Source organism: Sinomonas mesophila, from assembly GCF_001999765.1.
Classification (GTDB): Bacteria; Actinomycetota; Actinomycetes; order Actinomycetales; family Micrococcaceae; genus Sinomonas; species Sinomonas mesophila.
Genome location: NZ_KV908323.1, coordinates 240,657 through 261,349, shown reverse-complemented (window position 1 = coordinate 261,349; position 20,693 = coordinate 240,657). Strand labels below are relative to the sequence as shown.

General features: G+C 67.6%; 18 protein-coding genes and 1 pseudogene. 12 read left to right on the top strand and 7 right to left on the bottom strand.

The annotated features are described in order from the left end of the window. The first annotated feature begins 36 nt into the window (after nucleotides 1-36). From BV907_RS03125 to BV907_RS03105, 5 genes are all read left to right on the top strand, one after another. Entirely contained in the window at nucleotides 37-234 is a 198-nt protein-coding gene (locus BV907_RS03125) for a ferredoxin (protein WP_077488180.1), read from the top strand. 2 nt (nucleotides 235-236) lie between these two features. Then, entirely contained in the window at nucleotides 237-1,490 is a 1,254-nt protein-coding gene (locus BV907_RS03120) for an NAD(P)/FAD-dependent oxidoreductase (RefSeq protein WP_077488179.1), read from the top strand. 46 nt (nucleotides 1,491-1,536) lie between these two features. Next, on the top strand, nucleotides 1,537-3,030 hold the full coding sequence (locus BV907_RS03115) for an aromatic ring-hydroxylating oxygenase subunit alpha (protein WP_077488178.1): 1,494 nt from the start codon (nucleotides 1,537-1,539) through the stop codon (nucleotides 3,028-3,030). Further along, a complete protein-coding gene (locus BV907_RS03110; protein WP_077488177.1) occupies nucleotides 3,030-3,569 on the top strand; it encodes a 3-phenylpropionate/cinnamic acid dioxygenase subunit beta in 540 nt (179 codons plus the stop codon). Before BV907_RS03115 ends, BV907_RS03110 begins: the two co-directional genes overlap by 1 nt. Nucleotides 3,570-3,677: 108 nt before the next feature. Then, entirely contained in the window at nucleotides 3,678-4,445 is a 768-nt protein-coding gene (locus BV907_RS03105) for an IclR family transcriptional regulator (RefSeq protein ID WP_077488176.1), read from the top strand. A 54-nt stretch (nucleotides 4,446-4,499) separates the two neighbouring features. Here the strand turns inward: BV907_RS03105 and phtC are convergent, their stop codons facing one another. Next, nucleotides 4,500-5,219, bottom strand: a complete 720-nt coding sequence (phtC, locus tag BV907_RS03100; protein WP_077488175.1) for a 3,4-dihydroxyphthalate decarboxylase — start codon at nucleotides 5,217-5,219, stop codon at nucleotides 4,500-4,502. Further along, a complete protein-coding gene (locus BV907_RS03095; protein ID WP_077488174.1) occupies nucleotides 5,219-6,112 on the bottom strand; it encodes an NAD(P)-dependent oxidoreductase in 894 nt (297 codons plus the stop codon). Before BV907_RS03095 ends, phtC begins: the two co-directional genes overlap by 1 nt. A gap of 236 nt (nucleotides 6,113-6,348) precedes the next feature. On the opposite strand from BV907_RS03095, the gene BV907_RS03090 reads away from it, so the two are divergent. The 3 genes from BV907_RS03090 (at nucleotide 6,349) to BV907_RS03080 (ending at nucleotide 9,524) form a co-directional block, all read left to right on the top strand. Further along, nucleotides 6,349-7,860, top strand: coding sequence for a tripartite tricarboxylate transporter permease (locus tag BV907_RS03090; RefSeq protein WP_077488173.1), 1,512 nt, complete (start codon nucleotides 6,349-6,351; stop codon nucleotides 7,858-7,860). Further along, complete coding sequence (locus BV907_RS03085; protein WP_077488172.1) at nucleotides 7,857-8,405, top strand: tripartite tricarboxylate transporter TctB family protein; 549 nt, start codon at nucleotides 7,857-7,859, stop codon at nucleotides 8,403-8,405. The genes BV907_RS03090 and BV907_RS03085 overlap by 4 nt, the downstream gene beginning before the upstream one ends. Nucleotides 8,406-8,501: 96 nt before the next feature. After that, nucleotides 8,502-9,524 (top strand): Bug family tripartite tricarboxylate transporter substrate binding protein, encoded by a 1,023-nt coding sequence (locus BV907_RS03080; RefSeq protein WP_077488171.1) that lies wholly within the window; start codon nucleotides 8,502-8,504, stop codon nucleotides 9,522-9,524. A 79-nt stretch (nucleotides 9,525-9,603) separates the two neighbouring features. On the opposite strand, the gene BV907_RS03075 is transcribed toward BV907_RS03080, so the two are convergent. Continuing rightward, nucleotides 9,604-10,530 (bottom strand): tyrosine-type recombinase/integrase, encoded by a 927-nt coding sequence (locus tag BV907_RS03075; protein WP_077488170.1) that lies wholly within the window; start codon nucleotides 10,528-10,530, stop codon nucleotides 9,604-9,606. 704 nt (nucleotides 10,531-11,234) lie between these two features. On the opposite strand from BV907_RS03075, the gene BV907_RS19740 reads away from it, so the two are divergent. The 4 genes from BV907_RS19740 to BV907_RS19270 all read left to right on the top strand — a co-directional run bounded on the left by BV907_RS19740 (nucleotide 11,235) and on the right by BV907_RS19270 (nucleotide 15,142). Further along, a complete protein-coding gene (locus tag BV907_RS19740; protein WP_077488169.1) occupies nucleotides 11,235-11,843 on the top strand; it encodes an RNA polymerase sigma factor in 609 nt (202 codons plus the stop codon). Further along, complete coding sequence (locus tag BV907_RS18180; protein WP_175637345.1) at nucleotides 11,840-12,391, top strand: hypothetical protein; 552 nt, start codon at nucleotides 11,840-11,842, stop codon at nucleotides 12,389-12,391. Before BV907_RS19740 ends, BV907_RS18180 begins: the two co-directional genes overlap by 4 nt. A gap of 456 nt (nucleotides 12,392-12,847) precedes the next feature. Next, nucleotides 12,848-13,798, top strand: a complete 951-nt coding sequence (locus tag BV907_RS03060; RefSeq protein ID WP_139346575.1) for a hypothetical protein — start codon at nucleotides 12,848-12,850, stop codon at nucleotides 13,796-13,798. Between the two features lie 336 nt (nucleotides 13,799-14,134). Beyond that, nucleotides 14,135-15,142 (top strand): tyrosine-type recombinase/integrase, encoded by a 1,008-nt coding sequence (locus BV907_RS19270; RefSeq protein ID WP_245827763.1) that lies wholly within the window; start codon nucleotides 14,135-14,137, stop codon nucleotides 15,140-15,142. 164 nt (nucleotides 15,143-15,306) lie between these two features. Here the strand turns inward: BV907_RS19270 and BV907_RS19265 are convergent. The 4 genes and pseudogenes from BV907_RS19265 to BV907_RS03035 all read right to left on the bottom strand — a co-directional run. Next, nucleotides 15,307-15,465, bottom strand: a pseudogene (locus BV907_RS19265) (PDDEXK nuclease domain-containing protein); the annotation flags it as partial. Nucleotides 15,466-15,818: 353 nt separating this feature from the next. Further along, nucleotides 15,819-17,147, bottom strand: a complete 1,329-nt coding sequence (locus BV907_RS03045) for an MFS transporter (protein ID WP_077488165.1) — start codon at nucleotides 17,145-17,147, stop codon at nucleotides 15,819-15,821. Between the two features lie 72 nt (nucleotides 17,148-17,219). Next, nucleotides 17,220-18,929 carry a phytoene desaturase family protein gene (locus BV907_RS03040; protein WP_245827761.1) on the bottom strand — a complete coding sequence of 570 codons (1,710 nt, stop codon included), beginning with the start codon at nucleotides 18,927-18,929 and terminating at the stop codon, nucleotides 17,220-17,222. Next, complete coding sequence (locus tag BV907_RS03035) at nucleotides 18,926-20,686, bottom strand: flavin reductase (RefSeq protein WP_077488164.1); 1,761 nt, start codon at nucleotides 20,684-20,686, stop codon at nucleotides 18,926-18,928. Before BV907_RS03035 ends, BV907_RS03040 begins: the two co-directional genes overlap by 4 nt. Nucleotides 20,687-20,693 lie beyond the last annotated feature (7 nt).

The window sequence follows — 20,693 nt, the reverse complement described above, 5'->3', positions numbered from 1 at the left end:
GGTTCCCAGCGTGAGGACACGTCCCAGGAGTGATCAATGCGGATCGAAGCCAAGCGACACCTATGCCAGAGCTACGGCAACTGCGTAGCCATCGACCCAGAGCACCTTGACCTCGACGACGAAGGGCTTGTCGTCGTTACCCGGGATTCCGTCGCGGACGGTGAGCTCGCGGCCGTCCAGGCGGGAATCCGCAGCTGCCCGGTGAACGCGCTCGTCCTCGTCGAAGGAGAGTGACCGTGCCCGCGACAACCGTTCCCCCGGGGCGCATCCTCATCGTCGGCGGATCCATCGCCGGTGCGCGCACCGCCCAGGCGCTGCGCTCGGAGGGCTTCACCGGAGAGCTCATCGTGATCGAGCCGGAGGCCGGGGAAGCGTACGACCGCCCGCCGCTGTCCAAGGAGTACCTGACCGGCGCCTGGTCGCGTGCCCAGCTCAACCTCATCCCCGGCGGCTGGGCGTCCCTGGACGCCACGGTCGTCAGGGCGCACGCCGCGGCGCTGGATGGGCAGGGACGCCAGATCAGGCTCTCCGACGGGCAGCTGATCGGCTATGACGCCCTGGTGATCGCAACCGGGCTCTCGCCGCGACGCCTGGTCGCGGACGACGGTGAACCGATCGGCCACGTCATCGGGACGGCGTCCGACGCCGATGCCCTGCGGCACCAGCTCCGAGACGGGGCGCACGTCGTCGCGGTTGGAGGCGGGTTCATCGCGGCCGAAGCAGCGTCCGTGGCCCGCGGACTCGGCCTTCCGGCCACGATCATCGACCGGCGCGCGACACTGCTCGAGGGCAGCCTCGGTGCCGTCGTCGGCGCGCACATTGCGGCCAACCACCGCAATCACGGCGTGGACCTGCGCACGCAGGCACGCATCACCTCGATCGCCCGTGACGGCAGCGGCGCCGTGATCACTTTGGAGGGCGGCGGCCTGGTCCGGGCCGACGTCCTGGTCGCCGGCATCGGATCTGAGCCCAACACCGCATGGCTCCAGGGCTCGGGCATCCGCGTCGACGACGGCGTCGTCACCGACGCCCGGTGCCGCGCGTTCGGCGCTGCGGGGGTCTACGCCCTGGGGGACGTAGCGCGCTTCTACGACGTCCACTCCGCCAAGCCCCGCCGGGTCGGCCACTGGACGAATGCCGCCGACCAGGCGACAGTCGTCGCCCACAACCTCCTGCATCCGCAGGATCCGATCGGATACCGCGAGGCGCCCTACTTCTGGTCCGACCAGTTCCGCGAGAAGATCCAGGTCGCCGGACACCCGGACCCCGACGCCCACGTCGATCTGCTGACGCTTGAGGGCCCCACGCCACGTCGGATCGCGGTCTACACGCACGGCGACGACGACGGCTGCAGCGCCGTCGTCACCTTCGGCTGGCCTCGCGGCATGGTCGCCGTGCGCCGCCTGATGCCGCTCGAGCCAACGACCGCCGAGATGCTCAGCGAGCTCGAGGAGCTCGCCGCGGGTGCACGCCTTGTCGCCGCCCGCTGATGCCGATCCCTTCCTTCCCGTTCCGTACACGAAAGCGAGTTCAACGATGACCACTGGCTCCACCTCCAACCCCTGTCCGGCGCCGCCGCCCCAGGCCGAGGACCCACGGCGTGCCCGGGACCTGGTCGACCTGGAGACCGGACAGATCAGCCGCGAGGTCTTCTTCAACCAGGAGATATTCGACCTTGAAATGAAGAACCTGTTCCCCCGGGCCTGGCTCTTCGTCGGCCATGCGTCGCAGGTGCCCAACCCGGGCGACTACTTCTCGTCCTGGATGGGCAGCGACCCGGTCCTGCTCACACGCGATGTGGACGGCGGGATCTTTGTGTTGCTGAACTCCTGCCGCCACCGCGGCATGCGCGTATGCCGCTACGACGAGGGCAACACGATGCAGTTCACCTGCCCCTACCACGCATGGTCCTATTCGATGGACGGCAGCCTGGTCAACGTGCCTGGCGACCTCTTCGGCGTGCCCCACATGAAGGCCGCCTACAGCGGCAAGCTCGACAAGCAGAATTGGGGCCTCGTGCGCTGCCCGAAGGTCTACAACTACAAGGGCCTGGTGTTCGCCAACTGGGACGAGAACGCGGAGGACTTCCTCGACTACGTCGGCGACTTCCACTGGTGGCTGGACAACCTCGCCGACGCGTTCGACGGCACCCCCGGCGAGACCGAGGTGTTCCACGGCGTGCTCAAGTGGCGCATCAAGTCGAACTGGAAGTTCGTCTCCGAGAACTTCCTCGGCGACACCTACCACGGCGCATCGACCCATGCCTCGGTCGAAGCCGTCGGCATCGGTCCCGGCGGGCGCGGCAAGCGCCGCCACGGTGAGCGCCAGGACCAGGGCGGCCACTCGACAGGCCGCATGAAGACCTCGTTCCGCAACGGCCACGGCGCCAGCGACAACCTGGCCTATGAGATCGCCTACCCCGAGTTCATCGAGCCGGAGATGAACGAGTACTTCGACCAGGCGTGGGCGACCCGCAAGGAGCGCCTGGACGCCGAGGGCCGTCGCCTCGGCGGCCGCGGCCCCGCGACGATGTTCCCGAACATGTCGTTCGCGGCCGGCTTCCCGCGCAGCATCCTCGTCGCCCACCCGATCAGTCCCACCGAGACCGAGGTGTGGCGCTGGTTCCTCACCGACAAGAAGGCCCCCGAGCCCGTCCGGGAGTGGCTGCGCCAGTACTACATGCGCTACGGCGGCCCGGCCGGCATGACCGAGCAGGACGACATGGAGAACTGGGACTACGCCACTCAGGCGTCGAAGGGCGTCGTCGCCCAGCGGTACCCCTACAACTACCAGCAGGGCCTCGGCACCGAGCAGCTCTCGGAGCTCGATCGCGCCGTGCATTCCAACCACGCGATCTCCGGTGAGGTGAATGCGAGGGCCTTCTACCGCCGCTGGTCGGAGTTCGTCGACAACCTCAGCTGGGACGAGCTCATCGAGATCGCGAAGTCGGACGACAGGATTGACGCGATCATTCGCCGTCAGGAGGAAGAAGCGGTTACCGAGGCCGCCGCAGGGAAGGTGAACCACTGATGCCGACGCCGGACTACTCGCAGGGACCGGACCGCTGGGCGCTGCTGCAGGAGGTCTCGGAGTTCCTCTTCGCCGAGGCTGACCTCCTGGACGAGCGACGCTATGACGAGTGGCTGGATCTGCTCGCGGACGACTACCAGTACAGCGTTCCGCTGCGGATGAACGTCGAGTACGCCGACGCGGACACCCGAGGCGAGACCAAGGCCGGGTCCGAGGTCTGCTGGTTCGACGAGCCCAAATCGACGGTCGAGCTGCGCGTGATGCAGCTGGCCACCGGCGTGCACTGGGCCGAGGAACCCGTCTCCCGGGTCTCGCACCTGGTGACGAACGTCCGCATCGAGGAAGTCGCCTGGCCCGAGGTCAAGCTCTCGAGCCGATTCCTCGTCTACCGCAACCGCGTGGCCGACGAGACCGACTTCTTCGTCGGGCGCCGCCAGGACACCCTCCGCAAGACGGACGACGGATGGAAGGTTGTTCGCCGCTACCTGCTGTTGGACCAGACGGTGCTGCTGGCGAAGAACCTCTCCGTCTTCCTCTGACGATGGGCGCCGCCCGAGACGGCGGCTCCTTCCACGTTCCCGCCCTGCTGAAGGCGCCCCCACGCCTCCAGCAGGGCGGGAGCCTTCTCTGAAAGCCCTTCTGGAGCAATGCCTGCCGCCGAACCGAGAACACAGCCCAGCTATCCGGTCTCCTCGGTCGGCAATACCCTGCGTCTGCTCCTGATGTTCAAAGAGCGGCGGCGCCTCCGCCTGTCCGACGCGGCCCACGAGCTCGGCGTCTCGATATCCACCGCGCATCGGCTCCTGGCGATGCTGCAGTCCTACGACTTCATCCGCCAGGAGGCAGAAGTCCGCACGTACGTCCTGGGCCCGGTCCTTCTCGACCTGGGCCTGTCAGCGGTGCGGAACATGGATGTGCGGTCGCTGGCACGTCCCATCCTCGCGGATCTCACCACACGACTGGACGAGTCCGTCCACCTCGCCGTCCTCGAAGGCGACAATGTCCGCTATGTGTTCAGCGTCGAGGGACCGCAGCAGCTGCGCGTCGCGGATCGCACCGGCCAGGTGTTCCCTGCGCATACGAGTTCCATGGGGCGAGCGATGCTCGCAGATCTGCCCCAGGCGCACCTGGAGCAGACGCTCGCGCGGCTCGCCGCTCGGGAAGTGGATGTCGCGGCCCTCGAAGCCCAGCTCGCCCAGATCCGGGAGCTCGGCTATGCGCTCAATGCCCGTCCGGATGACGTGACCTCCCTGGCGAGGACCGTCAAGGATGCCCGCGGCACGACGATCGCCGCGATCAATGCTGCCGGCCCGTCGCTCCGTATAGCGCGGCAGGGGCACGGGCAGATCGCCCGCCAGCTTCACACTGCGGCGGCGCAGATCCAGGAGGCGCTGGGAGCCGCGCCGAAGGAATGACGATGCCCGTCCGGCAGGGGTGCCGGACGGGCGTCGTCTGTGCTGCCGGAGCGCTCAGCGCACGGCCAGTCCAGCGTGTCGGAGCCGCGCGCGCTGGTAGTTCCAGACGAAGCCGTCGTTGAACCCTGATCCGAGGTCGGGCATCATCGCCATGTCAGCCTCCGTGACCGTGTAGCTCACCGGCCCCAGCGCGCTGGCGCTCACGAGCATCCGCGCGAGGATCTCCACGTTCAGCGCGCGCACGACGGCCTGTTCGACTGTCGCGCCCACCGTCACGATCCCATGTCCGCGCAGGACCAGCGCCGGTGCCGCGCCGAGCGCGGATGCGACTTCCCGTCCGAGCTCCGCCGTGTTGATCAGCAGGCTGCGCGGGTAGGTCGGGATCCCCTCCGCGGCCATGCGCATCGCCGGGATGTTGTACGCGCCGACCGCGGGCAGCAGGGCGACTCCGGCGAGGTCGGCCGCGATGACCGCCGGAGCGTGCGCGTGCACCACCGCATGGGCCTCAGGGCGTGCCGCCAGCACCTCGGCATGGATCGGAAGCTCATTCGGGGCCTTGTACCCGCCCCCGAGCGCACGCTCGGGGACGACTTCGTGGATGTCCGCCGGCTCGGTGAACAGCAGCCCGCTCTCGTGCGGTCCGCGACAGCGGACCGCGATGCCGTCGTCGGTCCGGAGGCTGACATGGCCGAGGACGTCCTCCGCCAGGCCGGCATGGGCGATGATCCGGCAGGCCTCGGCGAGTACCTCCCGTGCCGACGCGTCGAGTGCCATCAGCTCTCCTGCACAGCCGTGCGCAGCCGTGTCAGAAGCTCCGTGCTCTCCGGGTAGGGAAGCTTGGCGTAGTCTCCCTCCGCGGCGGTACCGAAGAATTCCGCGGCGGCCGCCAGCGTTGCGCTCGTAACACCCAGCGAGTCGGCGAGAGCCGCGGCCAGCCGCATGTCCTTGGCGATCGTCGTAGCGGGCGCATGCTTTGCCACGGCGCGCTTGTTGCCGCCGTAGTACTCGGCGACGCCCTTGAAGCCGCCGATGACACCGCTCGACCGCTCGACCGCGTCGATCACCATAGCGACGTCGAGACCGGCCTGCTGCGCGATCAGGAGGGCCTCGGCCGCAGCGAGGTGGGTCGCGTACTTCACGTGCTGGTGCACGAGCTTGGTGGCGAATCCATCGCCCAGGGCCCCCATGTAGAGCAGCGCCCCAGCGACGTCCTGCACGATAGCCTCGGCGCCACCGAGCACACCCGCCTCGCCGCCGATCATGACGGTGAGGTTCGGAGCCGTGCCGGACACCGGGGCATCGACGTAACGGACACCGTTGCCCAGGGCTGCGACGCGCTGCGCGACGTCCTGCGCGAGGTCCGGGTCTCCGGTTGTCATGTCCACGATCACCGCGCCTGGGCGGAGCCCGGCAAGCACTCCGGTCTCTTCGTCGTAGAGCACCTCCCGCACCGCCGCCGGATTCGGCAGGGCAAGGAAGATCACGTCGCTCTGCTCCGCGAGCTGGCGGGGGCTCACCGACGGAGCCGCCCCGATCATCGCCGTTGTCGCAACGCGGTCCGTGTGCCGGTCCCACACCGCAACCGGATGCTCGGCGGCGATGAGGCTGTCGACCAGGGCCTTGCCCATCCCCCCGAGCCCGACGACTCCCACGTGACTTGGATCCATAGCTTTCACCTTTCATACATGCGCTCAACAGCGCGTCGGTCCCCCAGAGCAAGGCCTGCCTCTGGCCGACCAACCCTGCTCTTCCTCGAATGTATTGGTTAGTCCATTGACGTGGCAAGACCAAAAGTCCTAAGCTCCAGATAAGTCTTCTGCACTGTCGAACCCCTCGCCTCTGCCTTGAGTGCGGCGCACAGTGATCATCAAAACCTTGGCAAAGACGCCAGAAAGGAGGGCCAATGCTCGACGCGATCTGGAGCGCTCTGGGCGAGGCCGTCACCCCGATATCGCTACTCATGCTGCTGATCGGCGTAGTGATCGGCTTCCTCGTCGGCATCCTCCCGGGCCTCGGCGGCGCGGTCACGCTCGCGCTGCTCATCCCCGTGACCTTCGGCATGGATCCTGTGCCGGCCTTCTCGCTCCTCCTGGGCATGTACGTCGTCTCCGCGATTGCCGGCGACTTCACCTCCATCCTGTTCGGGATCCCCGGCGAACCCACGGCAGCAGCCATGGTGCTCGACGGTTATCCGCTCAACAAGAAGGGGCAGGCCGGGCGCGCGCTCGGCGCCTCACTGTCGAGCTCGGCGATCGGGGCGATCTTCGGCGCGATCCTGCTCATGGCGCTGATCCCAGTGATGAGGCCGCTCATGATGGGCATCAGCGCGCCAGAGCTGTTCGCCGCGGCCGTGCTCGGCCTGACGTTCATCGCATCGCTCTCCAGCGGCAGCATCCACAAGGGCCTCGTCATGGCCACCATGGGCGTGCTCCTCTCGCTGGTCGGGATCGACCCGAACCTCGGCACCGAGCGGTACGCCTTCGGAAGCCTGCACCTGTGGGAGGGCATCGGCATCGTCCCTGTCGTCGTTGGCCTCCTCGGCGGCGCCGAGGTGCTGCAGTCCATGCTCGACAAGGAGGGCCACACCAAGACGGCCGTGGCACCGCACCTGGGCGGCATCCTCGTCGGCGTGAAGGACTCCTTCCGCCATTGGTGGCTGATGCTGCGCGCCAGTGCCATCGGTGCCGTCCTCGGCATCCTGCCCGGCCTCGGAGGATCGGTCTCCCAGTTCATCGCCTACGGCCACGCCAAGCAGACCTCGAAGAACCCCGAGGAGTTCGGCAACGGCGCCATCGAGGGCGTGATCGCCTCCGGCGCGACCACCACAGCCAAGGACGGCGGCCACCTCGTGCCGACGATCGCCTTCGGCGTCCCGTCGGGCGCGAGCATGGCGGTGCTGCTGGGCGCGTTCCTCATCCTCGGCCTGAACCCGGGCCCTGAGATGCTGGGCGAGCACCTCGAGGTCACCCTCTCGCTCGTCTGGATCATCGTGCTGAGCACGATCGCGGCAGTCATCCTTGGCTACCTGCTGATCCGCCCCCTTGCCAAGCTCACCTCGGTGACCGGAAGGTCGTTGGTCCCGTTCCTCATCGCGATGCTCACCATCGGCGCGTTCTCGAACACCAGCTCGCTCGACGACGTGTGGATCATGCTCGTCTTCCTCGCGATCGGCGTGCTGTCCACCCGCTTCAAGTGGCCCCGCATCCCTCTGCTGCTCGGCCTGGTGCTCGGCGAGATCCTCGAGCGGTACTTCACCGTCAGCTACACGCTGTTTCAGTTCAGCTGGATCGGCCGGCCGGGCGTGATCGTCATCGAGGTCATCATCGCCGGCATGATCCTGTTCACCGCGATCCGCATCGCCCTCAAGAAGCGCGCCGCGAAGGGCGAGCTCCTGACCCTCGGAGGCCGTCCATGAGCATCGACACCATCCGCCCCGTCCACGGCGAGGAGGGCGGCTCGCGGCGGCGCCGGGTGAACAAGCCCGACCTGATCATCACATCCGTGCTGCTCGTGGTGTTCGTCGCGGCGTACCTGATGGCCACGGGCTGGAAGGAACTCGCCGCCTACTTCCCGCTCGGCGTCAGCGGCGCGGGCGCGATCGCCAGCGCGTCCTTCCTCGTCCGGGTGCTGTTCTTCCCGCCCAAGCCAGACGCCCCGAAGACCGACGTGCCCGAGTCCGCCAAGTCGATGGCCGAGCAGGAGTACGAATTCTTCAAGAACCTCACCTCGAGGGACTGGATCTCCTCGATCTGCTGGCTGGGCGGGTTCTTCATCGCACTGGCAATCTTCGGCATCTACGTCGCCATGGCCGCCTTCACCGTGGCCTACCTGCGCTTCCAGGCCGACAAGTCCTGGCTGTTCGCCGCGATCTACGCGGTCGTGCTCGGCGGCGTCATCTACGGGGCCTTCGAGATCATCCTCAAGCTGCCGCTGCCGGGCGGGCTGCTCGGACTCGCCTGAGCGCCCGCTCCCATCCCCCCAATCCTGATCTCCCCCCGTCTCCCCGGCCCAATCGTCTACCGATCGGGGCGCAGAAATCGAAAGGACCCCCGTCCCATGCGCAAGTTCGCACTCGGGCTCGCCGCCCTCGCTATCGTCGGTGGCACTCTCACCGGCTGCTCGTCGGCAGCCACCAGCGCGTCGAGCTCCCCGGAGCAAGCAGCGGAGAAGCTCAAGAACCAGACGATCACACTGGTCGTCCCCTTCGACCCGGGCGGGGGCTACGACGCCTACGCTCGCATGCTCGCCCCGAAGCTCGGCGACGAGCTCGGAGCCACCGTGATCGTCGAGAACAAGCCCGGCGCCGGCGGCATCCTCGCCACAAACGAAGTCGTGCACGGCAAGCCGGACGGGAAGACCCTCGTGCTGCTGAACGGCCCCGGCCACCTCGGTGCAGCCATCGCGAAGACCAACGGCGTCCGGTACGACGCGAAGACGATGAGCTACATCGGCCAGATCAGCTCCGAGCCCGACGTGCTCGTGACCAGCAAGTCCTCAAGCATCGCATCAGCGGACGACATCTCCGGCAAGCGCTTCGCGGCCACCGGGCCCGGATCGAACGAATACATCGACGCCATCGTCCTGAACCAGCAGCTCGGCATGCAGAACCAGGTTGTGACCGGCTTCAAGTCGAGCAACGAGGCCAGCCTCAACGTGATCCAGGGCAACGTCGACCTGCACTCGCGCTCCCTCGGCAGCCAGCAGCCGGGCATCAACGCCGGCGACCTCAAGCCGATCCTCGTCATCGGCGAGAACACCGGCGCGAAGGAGATCGAAGGCGTCGACAACCTCTTGGACGTCGTGAACGACGACCAGAAGGAACTCGCGACACTGCACACGAAGCTCATCTCCAGCGGTCGCCTCATCGCAGCCCCCCCAGGGATCGACCCGGGCACGCTGCAGGTGATCCGCGAAGCCTTCGAGAAGGTCATGACCGACGAGGCCTTTGTCAAGGCAGCGGCCGACTCCGGGCGCCCGGTCCACTACGCAAGCGGCGACGACGTGCAGAAGCTCGTCAACGACGTGATGGGCTCGCCCCAAGAGTACGTCGACCTGATCACGAAGGCCTACTCGGGCTGAGCGCCGCTGCCTGTACGGGGTGTGTCCCAGGAGCCTCCTGGGACACATCCCGTCTTGGCGCTAGGGCATGATCGAGTGGCTAGGGCGTCCTCTGCAGGCCCGATGGGATCGCTTGATCGCGGGCGTTGCGCAGGTAGTCGATGAGGGCTTCGCCGACGTCGTTGAGCAGCGGCAGTGCCAAGACCCGGCCGGTCTTCTGCTGGACGATCTCGATGGCGTCTTGGTCCCACCTGAGGTTCGAGAACCGCAGCCCGGCGATGTCCGAGGCTCGCAGCCCGAGCCTTGCCGCGAGCAGGATGAGTGCCAGGTCGCGCCTTCCTCGGGGGTTGCCCTTGTCGATGGCGGCAACCATCTGCTCCACCTCCTCGCGGGAGTATGCCGAGGGGATCCTGGCCTTCTTCGTGTAGCGGATCCTGGGCACCATCGGGCTCAGGTCCAGCGGGACCATACCCTGCCCGTGGAGATAGCCCAGCACGCTACGCAGGGCGCACATCGTGTGGTAGATCGTGGGCAGTTCGTAGACCGCCAGGCTCTCGATGAAGCCGTGGACATGAACTGGCTCCAGCCCGGAGATGTCCTCCAGGCCGGCGTGGTCCAAGATGCTCGAGTTGCGGATGTGCGCCGTCGACATGCCCTTCGCTGCCATGCTGGCCACGTACGCCTGGAACGGGGCGGCGGCTGCGCCGGTGAACACGAACTCCCGTCGGGGCCTGCGTATCGTCAGGACGCCGGTCCGTTTGAAGTCGCTCAGCAGGTGGATCGCCTTCACCCACCGATGCGAGGTCCTCTCGCTCAGCGGGTGCGAGCGGATGTGGAGGACCTCCTCCAAGAATTCCATGCCGTGCTCGACGCTGAAGGCACCCACGGGCATCGGGCCCGAGTGCCGGCACAGCTTGTCCCACACGATGCGGTACTGCTTGATGACGGACGGCTTGTAGCTCAGCCGCTCCATCTCAACGATGATCGCCCCCACGAGATCGGCGACCGTGTCAATCCGGTTCTCCATGACAGCCCTCCAGCCTTGGGTTGTGGCGCTTGTGCGCCACAACCCAAGGCTGGAGCGTTATGGAAGGGCTTCACCACCAGAGCCTCTGCCGCAGGACTATCGATCATGCCGCGGCAGGCGGACTGGCCGTGTTGGTGAGTTCCAGACGTGCTCATCACAGACTGACAGGATCCAGTGCCGGGGAAGATCGAATGTTGCCAGAGGCACGGTCTGGGGCATCAGGAGCCTGCTGCCCCAGACTTTCTCACCCTCGGACTGTGTTGGCGGAGGTGAAATGGCTTCCCGTCTATTGTCCACCTATTGTTCACGCGCTGCCCTATGGGTAGACTCCTGAAAGCGTCTGGATTCCAACAACATACAACTCCTACGTTTGTTACGGACAGTTCTATTCGTACTCCTATGGAAGCGTTCCCCACAACGATCAATATTCGTCTTTCAGTGGGGCCAACGGATGTCAGATTCGCCTATACGAAGACATCAATTGGTATGGGGCCTACTACGGGTACTACGACTGCCGATCAAATCTGGCCAATGTTGGGTTTAACGACCGCGCGTCATCGGTGATCTTCTACCTGACTACGACCCTACAGCTGCTGCTGACCTATTCGTGCTGGCAGGCTGCCTCAGCAGCCTGCCAGCAGCGCAGTCAGGAGGAAGTTCATGCAGACGTGGAACCAGTCTTCGTGTGCCGGACATTAACAGGTATGAGACAGGTGGACACCAAGGCGTCGGACACAGCACTTTGGTCTCTCGTCCTCAACGGGGAGGGGGAGGCTTTCGGGCAGGTCTTTGATCGCTACCGCGACCGTGTCTTCAATTACAGCCAGCGGCTCATTCGTTCCTCTCAGGATGCGGAGGACGCAACAGCAATGGTCTTCTTGGAATGCTGGAGGTGCCGAAACAAGGTCCGAGTAGTCAACGGGTCCCTCCTACCATGGCTGCTCGCCACGACGAACAACGTGGCAAGAAATCATCTCCGCTCCACCTGGCGTTACAGCCGACTCCTTGCCAAGATTCCGGGTGACATACCGATTGCGGACCCAGCTGACTCCGTCGCGGAAGACATCGATCGGCAGAGACAGTCCCGTCAGATTCGGATGGCCTTCCAGTCTCTCCGCCGTCCTGACAGGGAAATCCTTGCCCTCGGCATCTTGGGAGGACTCTCTCTGGCTGACATCGCTGGAGTGCTGAACATACCTCTAGGAACCGTGAAATCCCGACTCTCGCGAGCCAAACATCGGCTGGCCCGATTGCTTGAAAGTGCCTCCATCAGCCCCTTACAAGAACAAGACGTGGACGGAAGACTGCGATGAGTTCCCATGAAGGCGATACACGAGTTTTCACCGAACGGCGGAGCGCCGCGATTCGACAGATGCTGGTGGAAGCACCACGCGCGGGCACTCCCACGAATCGATACTTCAAGAAGATCCACGTAGCCAAGGTGGCAATTCCATTCCTTGCGCTGAGCTTGGCCCTGACCGGTGGAACCGTCGTCCTCCTCAACGCTCCCGTCACCGACAAATACCAGATCAAATGCTTCGCCAGAGCGGAGCGGAACGGAAGTTCCTTCCCGGGCGCATTGGTGACCATGACGGCGGGAAACCTCGGACCCGAGCCTAGGCCGGACCCATTGATCGCGATCGAAGACGCAATCTCTGTCTGCAGTGATCTCTGGGCCCAGCATGCACTTGACGCGAACCTGCCCAGCGGTGTGCCCGACGGCCCAGGCCAAGAGGACCCCACTTTCTCACATCCCGTCCCGCATCCATTGACGGTCTGCGTCTGGGACGGACAAGCTGCCGTCATTCCTGGCGACTCAAGCGTCTGCGCAAAACTAGGCCTCTCAGAGAAGGAGTCCTAGATTGGCGGGGCGAAGCCAGACTGGCAACCCACCGAATCGGACAGGGACTCCTTGTGACGTTGGACCTCGACGGCATTCGATCCTAGAATCGCCGCGCCGGCACTCCCCAGAGTCGGTGGCAACCCTCCTGAGACTCCCCACCACCGCCACATAACGTCCCGCTGCGCATAACCGAGGTGCTCGGGACGGGACTTGCCGGACTTGAGCTCGACCACGACGAAGCCCGTTGACCGCACTAACTGAGCGATGTCGCCGGCACCGAGGTGTTAGGCCCCGGCATGAGCCGACGATGCGGACAAGCTGATGATGCCGTCGTCGAACAGCCTCTCGCGGTCCTCCTGGCTGTACCCGAGCTCTACGGCGAGGTCGGCGCTGTGCTCCCCGGGCCGGCCGAGACGAGCACTGCATGGGGGTACAGCCCCTCCGATCTGCTGGACATTTTCGGGGGGGACGATGATGGCGACGGCGACAAAGGAGGGTGTCAGCGCGGGCTCCGCGCCGGCGGTAGCTCCGCCCGGGGCCCTTCTGACAGCCGAGGAGATCATCGCACTGGCAGCGGAACGGCTGGATGACCCACCCAAGCGCCGCGGTGAGCGTGCCCGCGGACTGGCCTGCCTCTTGGAGTGGCTCAGTTCCTTCCCTGGCGATGACTGGCAACAGCGTTGGGAAGCCGCAGGATGCGACGAGGCCGGAATGGGATGGGGGCAGCAGGGGCTCAGCAACCCCTATCGCAGGTCCCTGCAGGGAAGCGCCTCCATCGCCCTGGTCGCGCTCGAGGTCGTGCGCCCGTCCATGGCATGGCTGCGCACCGCCACTCCCCCACACCTGTTCATCACCTACAGATCTGTCGTCGACTCCGATACCTTCACTCGCCTGGATGCATGGCTGAGGACCCTCGAGCTCTCGAAGACCTCGCACATGCTGGCCCTGAACGCGCTGACCCTCCTGCGGATCCGCATCGACAGACCCCTCCTGCAGGTCACCGCGTCACAGTTCCTCCAAGTCGAGGCCGAATGGAAAGCACTCCGGGGCAGAAGCAGAGCGACAGGCGTCGCCTGGAAGGCTCTTCAGGGCTGCGGTGCGCTTGCCGGGGAGCCCGCCGAGTCCAGTGCGCTGCTGCTGAAGGGCCAGCTCAGCGTCACCGAGCTCGTCGACGCGCGCGGCATCTCCAACCCGGCCATCCGCTCACTCTTCATCGACTACCTCACGGAACGTTCGGCCGCGGTTGACTACCAGACCCTGGCCAATCTGGTCCGCGTGCTGGTCAGGAACTTCTGGTCGGACATCGAACGCCACAACCCGGGGCTGGCCGCGATCAGTCTGCCGGCCCACGTCGCGGCGGCCTGGAAGAGCGGCTGCGCTTCCTGCCCGGAGGGAGGGAACGACGTGACTACTTCATCCACCTGACCACGGTGCGAGGTTTCTACCTTGACCTGGCGGAGTGGGCGGTCATCGACCCCGAGCGATGGGCGGCCTGGGCCTGTCCGTCTCCCGTCAGCGCCGCGGAAACCACCGGGCTGACCAAGCAGAAGCACGGGACACGGGCCCGGATGCACCAGCGCACCCGCACTCTGGCACCGTGGCTGAGCGCCCTCACGGCCGCCGCCGAAAAGGAACACCGCCACACCGCGGCCCTGCTCGAGGCAGCCTCGCAGGCCGAGGAGGGAGGTCTCTTCTCCGTCGGGGAGAAGACGTACCGCCGGGGTCGTGCGCGGCTTCTACGGAGAGAACTCACGGCCGTCCGTGGAGGATATCGAGACCGACTCCGTCATCCGCCTGCACCGGAGCGAAGAAAGGGCATTCTGGTCCTGGGCAGTCATCGAGGTCCTCCGGCTGACAGGACTGCGCGTCGAGGAGCTCGTCGAGCTGACCCACACGTCCATCCGCCGCTACCTCCCCCCAGGAGGCGAAATGACCGTCCTCCTGCAAGAGGCGCCGTCCAAGAGCGATAGGGAACGGCTCATCCCGGCCTCACCGGAACTCGCCTCCGTCCTGGCCGCCGTCATCCGCCGAGTCAGGGGGCCTGACGGCACCTTGCCCCTCATCAGCCGCTTCGACCAGCTGGAACGCCACTGGGGGTCCAAGCTCCCGCATCTGTTCCAGGTCCGATTCGGCGGAGCACCCCGAGTCCTCCCCACATCAACGGCCCGCCTGCTGCTCCAATACACAGCAAGCAGAGCCAATCTGACAGACGTCGACGGCACGCCCCTGGAATTCACCCCGCACGACCTGCGCCGCATCTTCGCGACCGAGACCGTCAACAGCGGGCTGCCGATCCACATCGCCCAGCACCTGCTGGGACATCTCAGCCTCGACACCACCCAGGGCTACGTCGCCGTCTACCCCGAGCAGGTGATCAGGAACTACCGGACCTTCATCGACAAGCGGCGCATGTCCAGACCAGCGCACGAGTACCGGGACCCCACCGCCGAGGAATGGGCCGAATTCGAGAACCACTTCACCCTCCGGCGCGTCGCCCTCGGAACCTGCCACCGCCCCTACGGAACCCCTTGCATCCACGAGCACGCCTGCGTCCGCTGCCCGATGCTCCAGGTCGACCCCAACCAGATGCCTAGGCTGCAGGAGATCGAGGCCAAGACCCTCGAACGCATCGACGAGGCCCGGCAGAAGACCTGGCTGGGCGAAGTAGCCGCCCTCGAAGAATCCCTGCGGCACATCAGGGAGAAGAAGGCCCAAGCGACGCAGATCGGAGAACGTCTCCAAGCAGGCGCAGACCTGACCGACCAATGAATAGGCTGAAGCTTTTGCCCTACGCCGCTTGCGCTAGCGACCCATAGGTCACGAGCCGTTCCGCCTCGGCCCCCAAAGGGCCTTTTAGTGCAGTTAAACCTATGGGTCGGGAAGTGGAACAGCAGGAGATCGATGAAGTAGTCCTCGTCGCCTTCGATGCTCAGCCGGTGCTGGCGTCCGACGAAGGCGAAACCCGGGACGAATTCGGCAAGGGTCTGGGACATACGAAGCGTCATGGCCCCTTCCATGGCCCGCTCGTCGGCCTCCTCTGTCAGGCCAAGGAAGTCCAGCACCAGCGGGTCCTTGGCGACCTCCCGTGCCATGTCCGTCCCCTCCCCCGGCAGGCGCGCCTCGAGGTTGTTCGGCGCGGTCCCGGCCGGGTGTGGAGCCTGGTGAGGATGTGGTGCTCGAGCACTGCCCTGGACCAGCCGTTCTCGGCCGCCTTAGCCGCGTACCAGTACCGCAGCTCGCTGTCGCGGAACTTGTCCAACAGGACCGTGATGTGCCCCCACCCCAATAGCGCAACAGGGCTGTTGCGCGATTAGACGGCTATCAGCCCAGGCGGAGGCGAAGGTCCGCATATACATGAGGCTTCTTACCCCTGGACACTGACCCCGCCCTGGAGGGGTGCGGCGCACGACGGCGGGTGGGCACCCGCCGTCGTGCGCCGCGCCGCTCAGGCCTTCTTCGGGATGAGCGACACCGCCGCCGCCGCGACCAGGCCGATGGCCGCGAAGATGATGAAGTTCCACTGGAACGGCAGCTGCGCCGCCGCGATGACGCCGCCGATCATCGGCCCGGCGATCGCGCCGACGCGGGCGAAGGAGAGCGCCCACCCGGTGGCCGTGCCGCGGCTGTGCGCCGGGTAGTAGTCGGCGACCCAGCCGGTCAGCACGAGGGAGGTCGAGATCGACCCGACACCGGCAACCGCGACGAAGAGGTAGTTCACGAGCAGGCTGCCCGGGAACATGAGCAGCAGGATGCCCACCGCGCCGAGCGCGTAGAAGAGGACGAGCACGAGCTTCTTGCCGTACCGGTCGGCGATCCGGCCGATCACGAGGCCGCCGACCGCCGAGGCGAGCGAGAAGACGAGCAGGAACGTCAGCGACGAGCCGAGGTCGTAGCCGGCCTTCTTCATGATGGCCGGGAGCCACGTGTTGAGGCCGTACACGAGGAGCAGGCCGCAGAAGAGCGAGACCCAGAAGCACACCGTCGCGACGCCGTAGCGGCGGGAGAACATCGTGGTCAGGACGCTCTTCCAGGTCGCGCCGGCGGCCTTGCCGGCGTCCGGGGCCGGCGCCCAGTCCTCGGCCACAAACGGAGCGATCCCGAGCCTGCCGGCGAGCGCCTGCGCCTTCTCCTTGCGCCCCTTGGAGACGAGGTACTCGAGCGACTCGGGCACGAGGGCCATGATGAGCGGCAGGATGACGATCGGCACCGCGCCGAAGCCGATCACCCAGCGCCACCCAAGCGTGGGCAGGAACGAGAGCGCGCACAGGGCAGAGACGACGATGCCCAGCGAGTAGCCCGAGTACATGAGGCCGTAGTTGAAGGAGCGCTTCGCCGGCGCGGAGTACTCGATCGTGAGCGCGGCGGCGACGGGGATGATGCCGCCCATGCCGAGGCCGCCGAGGAGGCGGAACAGGCCGAACACCTCGGGCGTCGGCGCGAGCGCGGCGCCGAGCTGGGTAAGCGTGAAGATGATCATCGAGACGGCGAGCATGCGGCGGCGGCCGAAGAGGTCGGACAGCGTGCCGATGCACATGGCGCCGATGAGCATGCCCACGAGCGCGTAGGAGCCGAGCCCGCCGAGCTGGAGCGGGGTGAGGCTCCAGTCGCCGTACTCGGCGAGGGAGGGCAGGACGGCGCCGAGGACGCCGACGTCGTAGCCCTCCGCGAGGATGGCGAGCCAGCAGCAGAACAGGACGCGGTTGGTGGTGGCCTTCGGGACCGGCCAGGCGGATGCCCGGGTCCCGAGGGCGGCGGATGACGGCGCAGCGGCCATAGGAGTCTCCTCATCGAGCGCGAACTTGTGACTTCCGTCACCACAGCACGATATTTGTTTATTTGACGGTCGTCAATGTTTCAGCACATATGGGTCGGCGGTTTCCGTTCCCGACGACGCCGCGCGCCCGGCGTCGTCGGGGGAAGACGGACGACGCCGGGTCCGTCGCCTCGCGCCCGCGAGAATCTGCCCGGCCACGAGGTAGCCCGAGCCCCCGCCGAGCCCCGGGCCGGGGTGCGTCGACGCGCCGATGTGCCACAGCCCCTCGACCGCCGTCCGGTGGTGCGCCGCGGCGGGGAGCGGCCGCCAGAGGAGGTTCTGGAACAGCTCGGCTGAGCCGCCGTACGGGTCGCCGTCGACGGCGTTGCGATTCGCGGCCTGGAGGTCCACAGGCGAGATGACCTTAATCCCGAGGACGGACGAGCGCAGCCCGGGCGCGAAGGCCTCGATCCGGGCCAGGACCCGCTCCGCGAACCCGCGCGCGAGCTCGGGCGTCCACCCGTCGCTCACGTCCAGCTCCCCGGCCGCGTCGCCCGCGGGTCGGAACGGGAGCTCCTGCAGCTGGAGCCACAGCGTTGCCTTGCCCTCCGGGGCCCGGGAGGGGTCCAGGAGACACTGTTGGCCGACGACGACGGTCGGCCGGGCGGGCAGCAGGCCCGCCTCCGCCTGCGCGCACGCGACGCCGGTGCTCCCCGAGCCGTCCGAGAGGTGCACGAGCGGCACGGAAGCCAGCCGGGAATCGGTCCAGGCCGGCGGGGAGTCGAGGGCGACGTGGATCTGCATCGCCGCCCGCCCGGGCCGGTAGGCCGCGGCCTGGCCGCGCATCTGTCCCGGGACGGCGGCCTCCGGGAGGAGGGCGGTGTAGAGCGCCTGCGGGGAGGTGGAGGCCAGGACGCCGCGCCGCGCCTCGAAGCGCTCGACGGCGGTCTCCGCGGCGACGGCGCGTCCGCCCCGGACGGCGATGCGCTCCACCGGGAGCCCGAGCTCCACCCGGACGCCGCGCCGGGCGAGGAGCCGGGCGAAGGCCTCCACGAAGCGCCCGGCCCCACCCTCCACGACGGGCAGGCCGACGCCGTGCATCGTGAGCGCCATGAGCGGCAGCATGACGCCGCCGGTCGCGTGGTCGGGCCCGAGCCCGGCGTGCAGGAGCCAGGGCGCCCAGAGCTGGTCCGCCTCCCAGCCCCTGAACCGCAGCCGCGTGAGGTTGCGCCCGCTCATGAGGCTGTCCCGCGCGAGCCGCTCCGCGGCCCGCAGGCCGGGGCGGAGCGCCGAGAGGCCGAGCCTGAGCGCCTTCCACGAGCGGAGCTCGGTCCCGAGCGCGCCGAACACAAGGCCGGAGCGCTCGCCGAGCTCCTCGAGCATGCGCGCGTACGCCGCAGCGTCCTCGGCGTGCTCGAACGCGGCCGCCGTGCGCTCCGGGTCCCGGTAGGCGATGGCCGCCCGCTCCCCGCCGCCGGGGGCCGCATCCACGCTGGCCGTCACGGCGTCGAGCCCGGCATCCTCGGTGTTGCGGTAGGTGAGGCCGCACTCGGCGAGCTCGGGGCCGAGCTCCGCGAACGCCGGACTGGCCACGAACAGCGGGTGCCACGAGGAGAAGGTGTCGTGGACGAAGCCGGGCACGGTGAGCTCGCCGGAGTCGATGAACCCGCCGAGGCGGTCCCTCTCCTCGACGAGGGTCACGGAGAAGCCGGCCCCGGCGAGCCGGGCGGCGGCGACCATCGCGTTGATCCCGCCGCCGACGACGACGTAATCACTCGCCGCGGAATCTTTCGCGCCCGTCACCGCGCGAACTCCGGATGCCGCACGGTCGCGTGGTAGCTGCCGCCGTGGAAGACGAGCGGCTCCCCGCCGCGGTTCGTGTACTCCTCCACCTGGCCGATGTAGACCACGTGGTCGCCGGCGTCGTGGCGGGCCACGGTGCGGCACTGGAACGTCGCCACCGCGCCCTCGATGAGGGGCACGCCCGAGACTCCCTCCGCGCAGCGGACGCCGGCGAACTTGTCCTCCGCCGGGGTCGCGAACTGGCGCGAGAGCACGTGCTGGTCCGAGGCGAGAATGTTGATGGCGAAGTGGGTCGAGGCCTCGAAATCGCCGAGGCTGGGCGCCCGCTTGCTCGGGCACCACAGCACGAGCGGCGGGTCCATCGAGACCGAGGTGAACGAGTTCGCCGTCATCCCCACCCGCGAGCCGTCGGCCGAGCGGGTCGTGACCACCGTGACACCCGTGGCGAACTGCCCGAGGGCCGAGCGGAAGTCCCGGACGTCGAATCCGTTGCGCTCCTGGTGCGCGGCCCACTCGAGCATCCCGCGCGCCTCGTCCTCGTCCTGCCACCACGGGAACACCGTGCGCGGGTCGTCGAAGCCGTTCGCGATGGACGAGGCGAGCACCGGGTGCTCCTGCGCGGCGGCGAGCAGGTCGAGCTGGAAGCCGCGGAGCGGACGCAGCAGCGAGGTGGTCCAGCCCGTGGACCACTGCGCCCAGCCCCGCCAGAACTCGTCGAACGTCTCCCGCATCCAGGCCTCGTCGAAGGGCTGGTCGCCGCGGCGCCGGATCGACTCGGCGGCGTAGTGCGCGGCCAGCGTGGCGTTGTTCGAGCCCTGGCCGGTCAGGGGGTCGTTGAGGACGACGGCGTCCGCAAGTCCCAGCACCGCCGCACCATTGGGCAGGATGCCCACCGCCTCGCGGACCGTGGGCGTCAGGCGCCCGCGGAGCACGGCCCCCTCGTCGGTCAGCTCGGCGTCGGCGAAGGCCTCGGCCTCGTGCGGGAAGTGCTCCTTGAGGAGCCGCTTCGAGGCCTCGAGGTGCTCCTCGGAAGACTGCACCGTGTCCCAGACGTCCATCGGCCCGCCCGGCACGCCCTCGAAGACCATCATCTGGCACGGCCCCGAGACCGTCAGGCCGGGGAAGGTGAAGAACTCGCCGACACCGGGGACCAGGGAGAAGCGCAGGGTGCCCTGCGGGCCCTCGCCCGCGAGGTTCGCGTCGCCGTCGTCCGCCGTGCCGCCGATCTCGGGGCGCCGCACGTACGTGACCGCCGTGACGCGCTGCGGACGGTCGAAGCTCGAGCGCCTGCGGTCGCGGGCGAAGATCTGGCCGAGCTCGCCCTTGCCCGTGCAGACGAGCACGAGATCGCTGTGCGCGGCGAAGTCCTCGAGCATCCGCACGGTGACCTTCTCGATGCGGAAGTCTCCGCCGCGGGCCACGAACTCCTCGATCCACTGCGCGCACTTGACGCGCTGGTCGATCGAGAGGGCCGGACGGTCCAGGGGCGCGGTCCAGGCGATGGGGCTGGGAGTGCCGGAGACGTTCAGCTGGAGGGACCCGATGCCGACGGCGGCGCGCTGGGCGGGGTCGACGTGAACCTCCCGCTGGACGTCGAGGGCGCCGGAGAAGACGCACTGGCTCGAGGTGATGGAGCCGCTGCGGATCTGCCCGGCCGAGCGGTCCGAGACGAGGGTGACGCCGTAGCCGAGTTCCTGGAGCGCCAGGGCGGTCTGGGTGCCCGCCTCGCCCGCTCCGACAATGGTAATGGTGCGCATTGATCTG